Below are 12,661 nucleotides of genomic sequence, written 5' to 3' on the forward strand. Positions count from 1 at the left end.
TGCGCGAGGATCACGCGATGCTCACTGGCACGCTTCGCAACCCGGGTCGTCGATCGCGCAGAACTTGATGTCGGTGGCCGGCGCCGCTGCGGCCATCTGCGATTGCGCGGCCGCCGCGGCCGCTTCGAGTGCGCTCATTCCGCCTTGCGATCCGCCGGACGACACCGCGTTCAGGCGGCCCGACTGCACGGTGGATTTCTCGGCGTGCGTCGCGCTCGTCGTGCGCAGGTAGTAGGTGGTCTTCAGGCCGCGCAGCCACGCGAGCTTGTAGGTGTCGTCGAGCTTCTTGCCCGAGGCGCCCGCCATGTAGATATTGAGCGACTGCGCCTGGTCGATCCACTTCTGGCGGCGGGCGGCGGCTTCCACCAGCCACACCGGCTCGACTTCGAACGCGGTTGCGTAGAGCGCCTTCACTTCCTGCGGCACGCGGTCGATCGGGCGCAGCGACCCGTCGAAGTGCTTCAGGTCCATGACCATCACGTCGTCCCACAGGTTCAGGCGCTTGAGGTCGCGCACGAGGTAGTGGTTGATGACGGTGAACTCGCCCGACAGGTTCGACTTGACCGAGAGGTTGCCGAAGCAGGGCTCGATGGAGGCGTCCACGCCGATGATGTTGGAGATAGTGGCGGTGGGCGCGATGGCGACGCAGTTGCTGTTGCGCATGCCGTCCTTCGCGATCTTCTGGCGCAGGGCGTCCCAGTCCAGCGACGCGGAACGGTCCACTTCCACATAGCCGCCGCGGGCCTTGGCGAGCAGGTCGAGCGTGTCCAGGGGCATCACGCCCTTGTCCCACAGCGAGCCCTTGTAGCTGGAGTACTTGCCGCGCTCGCGGGCGAGCTCGGTCGACGCCCAGTAGGCGTGGTAGCAGACCGCTTCCATCGACTTGTCGGCGAATTCCACGGCCTCCTGCGAGGCGTAGGGGATGCGCAGTTCGTACAGCGCGTCCTGGAAGCCCATCACGCCCAGGCCGACCGGGCGGTGGCGCATGTTGGAGTCGCGGGCCTTCTTGACGGCGTAGTAGTTGATGTCGATCACATTGTCGAGCATGCGCATCGCCGTGGTGATGGTCCTCTTGAGCTTGTCGTGGTCAACCCCGCCGTCCTTCAGGTGCTGCAGCAGGTTCACAGAACCCAGGTTGCAGACGGCCGTCTCGGTGTCGCTGGTGTTGAGCGTGATCTCGGTGCACAGGTTGGACGAGTGCACGACGCCGGCATGCTGCTGGGGCGAGCGGATGTTGCAGGCGTCCTTGAACGTGATCCAGGGATGGCCGGTCTCGAACAGCATCGAGAGCATCTTGCGCCACATGTCGGTGGCCTGCACCGTCTTGCTGGGCTTGATCTCGCCGCGCTTCGCCTTCTCCTCGTAGGCGACATAGGCCTTCTCGAACTCGGCGCCGAACTTGTCGTGCAGGTCCGGGACGTTCGACGGGGAGAACAGGGTCCACTCGCCCTTTTCCATCACGCGGCGCATGAAGAGGTCGGGGATCCAGTTGGCCGTGTTCATGTCGTGCGTGCGGCGGCGGTCGTCGCCGGTGTTCTTGCGCAGCTCCAGGAACTCCTCGATGTCCAGGTGCCAGGATTCCAGGTAGGTGCAGACCGCGCCCTTGCGCTTGCCGCCCTGGTTCACCGCGACGGCCGTGTCGTTCACGACCTTCAGGAAGGGCACGACGCCCTGGGACTCGCCGTTGGTGCCCTTGATATGGGAGCCGAGCGCGCGCACGCGCGTCCAGTCGTTGCCCAGGCCGCCCGCGAACTTGGAGAGCAGCGCGTTTTCCTTGATGGACTCGTAGATGCCGTCCAGGTCGTCCGGCACCGTCGTGAGGTAGCAGGACGACAGCTGCGAGCGCAGCGTGCCGGCGTTGAAGAGGGTCGGCGTGGACGACATGAAGTCGAAGCTCGACAGCACTTCGTAGAACTCGATGGCGCGCGCCTCGCGGTCGATCTCGTTGAGCGACAGGCCCATGGCCACGCGCATGAAGAAGGCCTGGGGCAGCTCGATGCGCGTCTTGCGCACGTGCAGGAAGTAGCGGTCGTACAGGGTCTGCAGGCCGAGGTAGTCGAACTGCAGGTCGCGCTCGGCCTTCAGGGCGCCGGCGAGCTTCTTCAGGTCGAACTGCAGCAGCTTCTCGTCGAGCAGCTCGTTGTCCACGCCCTTCTTGATGAAACCGGGGAAGTAGTCGGCGTAGCTTTGCGCCATCTCGGACGGCGGCAGGTCGCGGCCCAGCACTTCCTTGAAGATGGTGTGCAGCAGCAGGCGCGCGGTGGCGTAGGTGTAGTCCGGGTCTTTTTCGATCAGGGTGCGCGCGGCGAGGATGGACGCCTTGTAGACCTCGTCCATCGGGACGCCGTCGTACAGGTTGCGCATGGTCTCGGCCATGATCGGGTCGGGCTTGATGTCCGCGCCGAGGTTCTGGCAGGCCGAGATGATCAGGCCCTTGAGGTTGTCGAGGTCCAGCGGGATGCGCTGGCCGCCGTCGAGCACGTGCAGCGCCGGCGCCTTGGGCGCTTCCTCGACCTGCTGGCGCGCGCGCTCCTGCGTGCGGCGCTCGCGGTAGAGCACGTAGGCGCGGGCGATCTCGTGGTGGCCGCCGCGCATCAGGCCGAGCTCGACCTGGTCCTGCACGTCCTCGATGTGGAAGGTGCCGCCGCCCGGGCGCGAGCGCACCATGGCGCGGATCACGGCCTGCGTGAGTTCGTCGACGGTCTCGCGGACGCTGGCGGATGCGGCGCCCTGCGTGCCGTGCACGGCGAGGAAGGCCTTCATCATCGCGATGGCGATCTTGTTGGGCTCGAAGGGGACCACCGCGCCGTTGCGGCGGATGATCTGGTAGTGGGCGAGCGCATTCGCCGGCGCGTTGGCGATCGGCTGCTGCGTTGCGTGGGGGGTGTGGGGGGCGTTGCCGGAGGTGGCTGCGTTCGGGGTGCTCAGAACAGATTGCATACTGGCTACTTCCTCGTCTGTTGGTATTTTTGGAGAGGGGCGAAGTGTACAGCCCCTCGTGGCCCTCAAGCACTATATATGGGGTGTCGAAGGAGTCAAGGTCACTACAGGTAGTGCTTCTACCAAGTATGTCGATATTCTGTGGATAGGGTGTTGAGCGTTGCGTATGGCCGGGTTGCAAGTGGCGTTTTTCAACGCTGTGCCGTCCACACGCCAGCATTGGCGCGGCATCGCGCGGCAAACATCCGCGCACCCCGCATAAGCGCTCGATTCGGCGCGTGTCGTAAAAAAATGTTGCCCCTCCGCGTGCGTGGGCCGCGCGCAACGCACGCGCCCTCGCCACGCGCGCCGCGCGCAACGCGTCCGTGAACTAGGTCCGCGGAAACCAGGCGGCGGGCCAGCCGAGGTTCGCGCGCACGCGCATCCAGTCGAAGCCGGCGCCCGGGTCCTGCTTGCGGCCCGGCGCGATGTGCTCGTGGCCTGCGATATGGGCAATGGGATAGTGCTGCGCGAGCGCGGCGCACAGGTCGGTGAGCGCCTCGTACTGCGCCGGCTCGAAGCTGCCGCCTTCCAGCCCTTCGAGCTCGATGCCGATGGAGTCGTCGTTGCAGTTGTCGCGTCCGCGATACGACGAGGCGCCGGCGTGCCACGCGCGGTCGTCGCAACTCACGAACTGCCAGAGCTCGCCGCCGCGGCGGATGTAGAAGTGCGAGGAGACTTCCATGCCCTCGATCGTCTTGAAGTACGGATGCTCGTTCCAGTCCAGCGTGTTGGTGAACAGGCGCTGCACGCCGTCGCCGCCCCACTGCCCGGGCGGCAGGCTGATGGAGTGCACCACCACGAGGTCGATGACGGCGCCGGCCGGCCGCGGCCCGAAGTTGGGGGAGGCCATCCAGCGCGCGAAGCGGTAGCGCCCGGCGTCCCACAGGCCGGGCTGCGCGGAATCAGGCGGCGTCATTCGGGTCGTCGCTGCCCGGCGCGGCGATCGCGAGGCGCGCAATGCGGTAGCGGATCTGCCGCAGCGACAGTCCCAGGCGCTGCGCCGCCGCGGTGCGGTTGAAGCCGCTGTCGTGCAGCGCCTTCACCAGGATGTCGCGCTCCTGCTGGTCGAGCCAGGCCTGCAGGTCCGACGGGATGCCGTCGGCCACGCGGACGGGCGCGTCCACGGGCGCGGTGGGCGCAGCGGCCTGCGAGGGCGCCGGTTCGTCGGGCCGGCGCGTGGGCGCGAAGTCGACCTGCAGTTCCTCGCCGTCGGACAGGGCGACCGCGCGATGCAGCAGGTTCTCCAGTTCGCGCACGTTGCCGCCCAGCGGATGCGCCAGCAGCTGGTCCAGCACCATCGGCGAGAGCACCGGCAGCGGCATGCCCGATTCCTGCGCGATGCGCCCCAGCAGCGCGTCGCACAGCGCGGGGAGGTCCTCGCGGCGCTCGCGCAGCGGCGGCACCAGGATCTCGATCACGTTCAGGCGGTAGTACAGGTCCTGGCGGAAGCGGCCCGCGTGCACGTCGGCGGCGAGGTCCTTGTGGGTGGCGCTCACGATGCGCACGTCCACGGTGTCTTCCTGCGTGGAGCCGAGCGCGCGCACCTGGCGCTCCTGGATCGCGCGCAGGAGCTTGGATTGCATCGCGAGCGGCAGGTCCCCGATCTCGTCGAGGAAGAGGGTGCCGCCCCGCGCCGCCTGGAAGTAGCCCTCGCGGTCGGCGGCGGCGCCGGTGTAGGAGCCCTTCTTCGCGCCGAAGAATTCGGCCTCCAGCAAGGCCTCCGGGATGGCGCTGCAGTTGACGGCGACGAAGGGCGCGTCGGCGCGGTGGCTGCAGGCATGGATCGCGCGCGCCACGAGCTCCTTGCCGGTGCCCGATTCGCCGCGCACCAGCACGGGCGCCATGCTGCGCGCGACCTTGCCGATGCGCTCCTTGACGGTGCGCATCGCCTGCGATTCGCCGACGAGGCGCTGCAGCGCGGCCTGCGCGCCCGAGGGGCGTTCGCCGTTGCCCGGCGCACGCACCGCGGACGCGGGACGTGCGCGGGCGGCCGCGGCGCTGTCCTGGATGGCCGATGCCACCACGGTGCGGAACTGCTTGAGGTCCACCGGCTTGGTGAGGTAGTCGAACGCCCCCGCCTTCAGGGCCTCCACCGCGTTCTCGGCGGAGCCGTAGGCCGTCATGACGATGCAGCGCTCGGTGCGCTGCTGGGCCAGCATGCGGTGCAGCAGCTCGAGGCCCAGGCCGTCGGGCAGGCGCATGTCGGTGATCACCGCGTCGAACTTGCGCGATTCGAGCTGCGTCCAGGCTTCGGCGAGCGTGCCGGCGGCATCCACGCGATAGCCTTCGCGCAGCAGCGTGAGTTCGTACAGGGTCCGCAGGTCCGGTTCGTCGTCGACAACCAGGACCTGCGCGGGGGCGGAAGGAGGCATCAGGCGGCTATTGTGTCAGTTGAGGCGGCGCCCGCAAGGGGCAGGCCGCCGGCGCGGAACACCACGCTGAAGTCGTTGCCCTCCCGGCCCGGCCCCGCGGGGCCCGCCACCACGCGCCGGTAGGCGATGACGGCGCCGTGCCGCTCGCACAATTCCCTGCATATATAGAGGCCCAGCCCGCTGGAGCGGCTCTCCGACGAGAAGAAGGGCTCGAACAGGTGGCTCTCCACGCTGGGCTCCAGCGGCGCGCCGTCGCTCCAGACGTGCAGGGTGGGCGGGCCTTCGCCGGCGTGGGTGGAGACGCGGATCGAATCGGGGCGCGTGCCCGCGTAGCGCAGCGCGTTGTCCAGCAGGTTGACGAGCACCCGGCGCAGGTGGTCGGCGTCGAACGGCACCTGCACTCGCGGCGCGGCGAGCGTCACCTGTACGCGATCGGCGCACTTGCCCTGCAGCATCCAGTCGGCGCAGGTGCTGGACACGGCGGCGTCGAGCTCCAGCGCGGGCGGCGCGCGCAGGCCCTGGTGCTGCACGCGGGAGATGTCCAGGATTTCGTCGACGATCTGCGCGAGCCGCTGCGCGTTCTTGCGCACGAGGAAGCTGAGCTGCTTCAGGCCGGGTTCGTGCAGGTCCTCCTCCATCAGCTCGTTGGCCTGCGCGATCGCGGCGAGCGGGTTGCGGAATTCGTGCGCCACGGCGGCGGACATGCGGCCCATCGCCGCGAGCTTCTCCGTCCGCAGGCGCGCTTCCATCTCCCGCAGGTCCTCCATGAACATCACGCACAGGCTTTCGGCCTGGTGCTCCTGCGGGGTGAGGCGCGTGCGCACGTGCATGCGGCGCGGGCTCGCGCCGTCCACTTCCACCGCGATCTCGGCCTTCTGCGCGGCGCGCTGGGCGAACGTGAGCTGCGCGAGCTGCATCATCGGCTGCCAGCCCGACCGCGCCCCGAGTTCGAAGGGCGCGGAGTCCAGCGCCGGACCCATGCCGAGCAGGACGCGCGCGGCCGGGTTCGCGGTGTGCACGAGGCCCTTCGCGTCCACCACCAGCACGCCGTCGGCCAGGGTTTCGATCACGAGCTCGTTGACCTGGGACTGCATGCGCGCGGCCTGCTGGCTGAGGCGTGCCGCCAGCTCCTCGCGCGCGAGGCGGGCGGCCAGCTGGTTCGCGAGGAACGCCACCGCGAAGTAGCCGATGCCCGTGAGGCCCGCCTGCAGGAAGCGCGCGGCGAATTCCCCCGGCAGGTGCAGGGACCACACCCACGCATCGGTGAGCAGCAGCAGCGCCACCGCGGCGGCGGTCGCGAGTGCGAGCAGGGCGGAGCCCAGCACCGATCCCATCAGCACCGGAAGGGCGAAGAGGGGCGAATAGTTGATCGCGCCCGCCTGCAGGAACTGCAGCGTGGAGAACGTGAGCAGGTCGATGCCGATGGTGTAGACCCATTGCGGATCGAAGGTGCGGCCGGGCGGCAGCGGCGACGTGAAGATGCGAACCGCGATGGTCGCGACGAGGTAGGTCGTGCACAGCCCGATCAGCCAGCCGTCGATGTTGAGCGCCGGCACCAGCATGTAGAGGGTGCACAGCGTGAGGAGCAGCACCACCGCGATGGACACGCGCGCCGTGGTGAAGCCGCGCCATAGTCGGGAGAAGGCGGAGTCGTCGGCCAGCGGGGGCGGCTCCGTGGCCGCGGTCATGCCCGGGAGCGGCGCGCTCATGTCAGCCCCCGCGCTGGCGGTGGTCGGCGCAGCAGTAGAGCCGGCCGTCGGGGCCGGGCAGCGCGTCGGTGCGCGGCAGGTGCACCGAGCAGACGGGGCATTGCACCATGTCCTGCGGCGCGCCCGGCGTGCCGTTGCGCCGCGGCGGCGCGGCGTCCGGACGCTTCGCGTCATCGCGCCGGTTATTGCGGATGAACCAGACGACGGCCATCACGATGACGAGGAGGACGAGGTACTTCATGCGGGGCGCCTCAGCACCACTTCCAGCACGAATCGCGAGCCTGCGTAGGCCAGGAGCAGGAGCAGCGAGCCGGTGTAGAGCACGCGGACGGCCTTGCGGCCGCGCCAGCCGAAGCGCAGTCGGCCCAGCAGGAGGAAGGCGAAGACGATCCAGGCGAGCACCGAGAACACCGTCTTGTGGTCCCACTTGACCACGGCGATGCCGTAGAGCGAGTCGCTGAAGAAGAATCCTGCGAGCAGCGTCGCGGTGAGCAGCGCGAAGCCCGCGGTCGCGAAACGGAAGGTGAGGCGTTCGAGCGTGAGGAGCGGCAGCCCGGCGCGCGGGTCTGCCGCCTGCCGGATCTGCTTTTCGGCGCGCGTCATGAGCCACGCATGCACGACGGCCGCCGCGAACAGGCCGTAGGACGCGACGCCCAGCGCCAGGTGCAGGGGCAGCCACGGCGAGGCCGACACGTGCAGCGGGTTGCCGGGGAAGGCGAGCGCCAGCAGTACGGCCGCGGAGCCCAGGCCCGCGAGCGCCCAGCGCGCTTCGAGTTGGGGAAAGACCTGCTTTTCCACCGCGTAGGCCGTGAGCACCAGCCAGGCGGTGATGGACAGCGCCGGCGCGAACCCGAAGCGCGGCGGCTCGCCCCAGAGCGTCCAGGCGAGCACGGCGGCGTGGAGCATCCATGCGATGAGCAGGGCGATGCGGGAGGCGGGTTCGGACAGGCGGCGCGCGCCGGCGGCGGGCACGGCATACGCCACCGCCGCGGCCAGCGTCAGCACCACACTCGCGGGGGACGCGCTGGCTAGAATCATGGGTCCACAGTTTAGCCGTGCTTCTCATCCGCAACGCGGATGCACCGGCACCCATCATGGCCTCCGCCCTCACCGACAAACTCTCACGCCTGGCCAAGGAGCTTCGCGGCCAGGCCCGCATCACCGAAGCCAACGTCACGGACATGCTGCGCGAAGTGCGCATGGCCCTGCTCGAGGCCGACGTCGCCCTGCCGGTCGTGCGCGATTTCATCGCGCGCGTGAAGGAGAAGGCGCTGGGCCAGGAGGTGCTGGGCTCGCTCTCGCCCGGACAGGCGCTGGTGGGCATCGTCAACCGCGAGCTCGCGGCGACGATGGGACAGGGCGTCTCCGACATCAACCTCGCCGCGCAGCCGCCCGCCGTGATCCTGATGGCGGGCCTGCAGGGCGCGGGCAAGACGACGACCACCGCCAAGCTCGCCAAGCACCTGATCGAGAAGCGCAGGAAGAAGGTGCTGACGGTGTCCGGCGACGTGTACCGTCCCGCGGCAATCGAACAGCTCAAGACCGTGACGGCGCAGGCTGGTGCGGAATGGTTCCCGTCGTCACCCGACCAGAAGCCGATCGACATCGCGCGCGCCGCGCTGGACTACGCGAAGCGCCAGTACTTCGACGTGCTCCTGGTCGACACCGCCGGACGCCTCGCCATCGACGAAGCCCTGATGAAGGAGATCAAGGAACTGCACGCCGCGCTGAACCCGGTCGAGACCCTGTTCGTGGTGGATGCGATGCAGGGCCAGGACGCGGTGAACACCGCGAAGGCCTTCAAGGAGGCGTTGCCCCTCACCGGCATCATCCTCACCAAGATGGACGGCGACTCACGCGGCGGCGCGGCGCTGTCGGTGCGGCAGATCACCGGCGCGCCGATCAAGTTCGCGGGCGTGTCCGAGAAGATCGACGGGCTCGAGGTCTTCGATGCCGAGCGTCACGCCGGCCGCATCCTGGGCATGGGCGACATCGTCGCGCTGGTCGAGCAGGTGACCGCGGGCGTGGACATGGAAGCCGCGCAGAAGCTCGCGGCCAAGGTCAAGAGCGGCGCCGGTTTCGACTTGAACGACTTCCTCTCGCAGATCCAGCAGATGAAGCAGATGGGCGGCCTCTCCAGCCTCATGGACAAGATGCCCGCCGCGATGCAGGCCAAGGCCGGCCAGGTGGACATGGGCAAGGCGGAGAAGGACATCAAGCGCAAGGAAGGCATCATCCAGAGCATGACGCCGCTCGAGCGCAGGAAACCCGAGCTCATCAAGGCCACCCGCAAGCGCCGCATCGCCGCGGGCGCCGGCGTTCACGTCCAGGAAGTCAACCGCCTGCTCAACGAGTTCGACCAGATGCAGGGGATGATGAAGAAGATGAAGGGCAGCGGGATGATGAAGATGATGAAGCGCCTGGGCGGCGGTGGCAAGGGCATGCCGAAAATGCCGTTCTGAGGCGGCGTCGGTAGGCGGCAAGGTTCAAGAGACCGAACGCGCGTCTTCGGTTCAGGCCTCTGACGCTTCCTTCACCAGCACTTCGCCGCGCAGCGAGTGCGAGCTCGCCGACGTGATGCGCACGTCGATCAGTTGCCCGACCAAACGCGCCGGCCCTGCGAAATTCACCATGCGGTTGCACTCCGTGCGGCCCGCCAGCTCGCTCGCGTCCTTGCGCGAGGGCCCTTCCACCAGGATGCGCTGCACCGTCCCCACGCGCTCCTCGCTGATGCGGCGCATGTTGGCGTCGATCGTGCCCTGCACTTCCTGCAGGCGTTTCAGCTTCACCGCATGCGGCGTGTCGTCGTGCAGCGCGGCGGCGGGTGTGCCGGGCCGCGGGCTGAAGATGAAGCTGAAGCTGTTGTCGAAGCCCACGTCGTGGATGAGCTTCATCAGCTTCGCATGGTCCTCGTCCGTCTCGCCGGGAAAGCCGACGATGAAGTCGCTGGACATGGCCATGTCCGGGCGGACGGCGCGCAGCTTGCGCACGGTGCTCTTGTATTCCATCGCGGTGTAGCCGCGCTTCATCGCCATCAGCACGCGGTCGCTGCCGTGCTGCACGGGCAGGTGCAGGTGGCTCACGAGTTTCGGGACCTTCGCATACGCGTCGATCAGGCGCTGCGTGAATTCGTTCGGGTGGCTCGTGGTGTAGCGGATGCGCTCGATGCCTGGGATGTCCGCGATGTACTCGATGAGCATCGCGAAGTCGGCGATCTCCGCCGTGTCGCCCATCTTGCCGCGGTAGGCATTGACGTTCTGCCCGAGCAGCGTCACTTCCTTCACGCCCTGGTCGGCCAGCCCCGCGACTTCGACGAGGACGTCCTCGAAGGGACGCGAGACCTCTTCGCCGCGCGTATACGGCACCACGCAATAGCTGCAGTACTTCGAGCAGCCTTCCATGATGCTCACGAAGGCGGTCGCGCCGTCGACGCGCGCGGGCGGCAGGTGGTCGAACTTCTCGATCTCGGGAAAGCTGATGTCCACCTGCGGGCGGCGCTGCTCGCCGCGCTGCCGCAGCAGCTCGGGCAACCGGTGCAGCGTCTGCGGGCCGAACACGACGTCGACGTAGGGCGCGCGCTCGATGATCGCCGTGCCCTCCTGGCTCGCGACGCAGCCGCCGACGCCGATCAGCACGCCCTTTTCCTTCAGGTGCTTCACGCGGCCGAGGTCGCTGAAGACCTTCTCCTGCGCCTTCTCGCGCACGGAACAGGTGTTGAAGAGGATGAGGTCCGCTTCCTCGACGTCCTGCGTCGCTTCGTAGCCTTGCGCGGCGTGCATCACGTCCACCATCTTGTCCGAGTCGTACTCGTTCATCTGGCAGCCGAAGGTCTTGATAAAGACTTTTCTAGAGCTCATGGCCTGCTCCTTCAGCGGCGCAGGCCGAAGATGATCGACAGCAGCTCGTAGAAGCGCAGGTAGCCGTCCGAGCTGCCGCCCGCATAAGCGCCGCCGAGCTTGGCGTATTCGTCCGCGGAGAGGATCCACACCTCGTGCACAAGGCCGGCGGCGTCGCGGCGGTACACCACGGGAAGCGTCTTGCCCACGAGGCCGCCGGAAAGCGCGAGCATGTTGTTCAGGTCGCGGATGCGGGAGCCCGGCGACAGCCTGTCGGGCTTGCCGTCGATGGTGATCTGCGGCGGCGCGACGACGACCATCTTGCCGAGGACGACGTCCTTGGGCGCTTCGCGGATGATCCCCTGCGCCGCGGCGAGGGTGGAGGAAAGGGCGAGGAACAAGCCTGCCAGGACAGCGAACGCTGCCCAGGCCCGGCTTCGCAAGCAGCGATTCATGGTGTCAATCCAGAGGCTGTGAATGAAGGGGTGAGCCGAGATTTTACCCGCGCCCCTGCTTTCGAGGCACTAAACTGCACGATCCTGAAGTTGAGGAGTTGCGCATGAACATCGCGGACGGCTTTGCCGACGTCTCCCGTTTCGTCACCCTGCGCCGTGACATCCACGCCCATCCCGAACTCGGCTTCGAGGAGCACCGCACCTCCAGGATCGTCGCGCAGCTGCTGCGCGAATGGGGTGTGGAAGTGCACGAGGGCGTGGCCGGCACGGGCGTCGTCGGCGTGCTGCGCGGCCGCCCCGGCCCCCACACGATCGGCCTGCGCGCCGACCTCGACGCGCTGCCGCTGCAGGAGGAAAACCACTTCCCCCATCGCTCGCAGCACGACGGCCGCATGCATGCGTGCGGGCACGACGGGCACACGACGATGCTGCTGGCCGCGGCATGGCACCTCTCGCGGGAGCGCGACTTCGCGGGCACCGTGAACTTCATCTTCCAGCCCGCCGAGGAGATGGGCAAGGCCGGCGCGCTCAAGATGATGCAGGACGGGCTCTTCGAGCGCTTTCCCTGCGAGGCCGTGTTCGCGCTGCACAACTTCGCGATCAGCGGCGTCGGCAACTTCGCGCTGAACCACGGGGCCCTCATGGCATCGAGCAACACCTGGCGCGTGACGATCACCGGGCGGGGCACGCATGCGTCGATGCCGCACACGGGCATCGACCCGGTTGGTGCGACCATCGACCTCGCGCAGCAACTGCAGACGCTGGTCGCGCGCGTCGTCGATTCTCGCGAGCGCGCCCTGCTGGCCGTGACGCAGATCCAGGGCTCCGACGCGCCCAATGTCATCCCCGACAAGGCCTGGGTCGGCGGCACGGTGCGCACCTTCTCGGTGGAAGCGCTGGACGCCATCGAAGCCGGGCTCCGGCAGCTGGCCGAACACATCGCGCAGGCGCACCGCTGCACGGCGGAGGTGATGTTCCGCCGCGCCTCGCCGCCGGTGGTGAACCACGAAAAGGAAGCGCGCTTCGCGGCGAACGTCATGCGCGAGGTGGTGGGCGACGAGCGCGTGGACGAGAATTTCCCCGCGGTGATGGGCGCCGAGGACTTCGCGCACATGCTGCGGGCCAAGCCGGGCTGCTACGCCTTCATCGGCAACGGCGATGGTGGCCACCGCCTGCCGGACCACGGCGCCGGGCCGTGCATCATCCACAACACCTCGTTCGATTTCAACGACGAGATCATTCCCATCGGCGCCAGCTATTTCGTTCGGCTGGCGCAGCGCTGGCTCGCACAACCCTGACAGGAGTTC

General features: G+C 68.2%; 10 protein-coding genes. 2 read left to right on the forward strand and 8 right to left on the reverse strand.

Annotation, left to right across the window (positions count from 1 at the left end):
* Positions 1-21: 21 nt before the first annotated feature.
* The 6 genes from I5803_RS15585 to I5803_RS15610 all read right to left on the reverse strand — a co-directional run bounded on the left by I5803_RS15585 (position 22) and on the right by I5803_RS15610 (position 8,101).
* A complete protein-coding gene (locus I5803_RS15585) occupies positions 22-2,940 on the reverse strand; it encodes a ribonucleoside-diphosphate reductase subunit alpha (protein WP_196987250.1) in 2,919 nt (972 codons plus the stop codon).
* 370 nt (positions 2,941-3,310) lie between these two features.
* Positions 3,311-3,898 (reverse strand): 1,6-anhydro-N-acetylmuramyl-L-alanine amidase AmpD, encoded by a 588-nt coding sequence (gene ampD / locus I5803_RS15590; RefSeq protein ID WP_196987251.1) that lies wholly within the window; start codon positions 3,896-3,898, stop codon positions 3,311-3,313.
* On the reverse strand, positions 3,885-5,354 hold the full coding sequence (locus I5803_RS15595; RefSeq protein ID WP_196987252.1) for a sigma-54-dependent transcriptional regulator: 1,470 nt from the start codon (positions 5,352-5,354) through the stop codon (positions 3,885-3,887). The genes ampD and I5803_RS15595 overlap by 14 nt, the downstream gene beginning before the upstream one ends.
* Positions 5,354-7,063 carry a sensor histidine kinase gene (locus I5803_RS15600; RefSeq protein ID WP_196987253.1) on the reverse strand — a complete coding sequence of 570 codons (1,710 nt, stop codon included), beginning with the start codon at positions 7,061-7,063 and terminating at the stop codon, positions 5,354-5,356. The genes I5803_RS15595 and I5803_RS15600 overlap by 1 nt, the downstream gene beginning before the upstream one ends.
* Position 7,064: 1 nt before the next feature.
* Positions 7,065-7,304 (reverse strand): PP0621 family protein, encoded by a 240-nt coding sequence (locus tag I5803_RS15605; protein ID WP_196987254.1) that lies wholly within the window; start codon positions 7,302-7,304, stop codon positions 7,065-7,067.
* Positions 7,301-8,101 carry a cytochrome C assembly family protein gene (locus I5803_RS15610; protein WP_196987255.1) on the reverse strand — a complete coding sequence of 267 codons (801 nt, stop codon included), beginning with the start codon at positions 8,099-8,101 and terminating at the stop codon, positions 7,301-7,303. The genes I5803_RS15605 and I5803_RS15610 overlap by 4 nt, the downstream gene beginning before the upstream one ends.
* Before the next feature lie 56 nt (positions 8,102-8,157).
* Between I5803_RS15610 and ffh the strand changes: the two genes are divergently transcribed.
* Positions 8,158-9,525 carry a signal recognition particle protein gene (gene ffh, locus I5803_RS15615; RefSeq protein ID WP_196988581.1) on the forward strand — a complete coding sequence of 456 codons (1,368 nt, stop codon included), beginning with the start codon at positions 8,158-8,160 and terminating at the stop codon, positions 9,523-9,525.
* Between the two features lie 51 nt (positions 9,526-9,576).
* On the opposite strand, the gene miaB is transcribed toward ffh, so the two are convergent.
* Both miaB and I5803_RS15625 read right to left on the reverse strand, forming a co-directional pair.
* The gene (gene miaB / locus I5803_RS15620) at positions 9,577-10,920 is read right to left on the reverse strand and encodes a tRNA (N6-isopentenyl adenosine(37)-C2)-methylthiotransferase MiaB (protein ID WP_196987256.1); all 1,344 of its coding nucleotides are present in this window, start codon (positions 10,918-10,920) and stop codon (positions 9,577-9,579) included.
* An 11-nt stretch (positions 10,921-10,931) separates the two neighbouring features.
* Entirely contained in the window at positions 10,932-11,300 is a 369-nt protein-coding gene (locus I5803_RS15625) for a hypothetical protein (protein ID WP_196987257.1), read from the reverse strand.
* Between the two features lie 158 nt (positions 11,301-11,458).
* On the opposite strand from I5803_RS15625, the gene I5803_RS15630 reads away from it, so the two are divergent.
* Positions 11,459-12,652 carry a M20 aminoacylase family protein gene (locus I5803_RS15630; protein WP_196987258.1) on the forward strand — a complete coding sequence of 398 codons (1,194 nt, stop codon included), beginning with the start codon at positions 11,459-11,461 and terminating at the stop codon, positions 12,650-12,652.
* Positions 12,653-12,661: the final 9 nt, after the last annotated feature.

The organism is Caenimonas aquaedulcis (assembly GCF_015831345.1).
GTDB classification, from domain to species: domain Bacteria; phylum Pseudomonadota; class Gammaproteobacteria; order Burkholderiales; family Burkholderiaceae_C; genus Ramlibacter; species Ramlibacter aquaedulcis.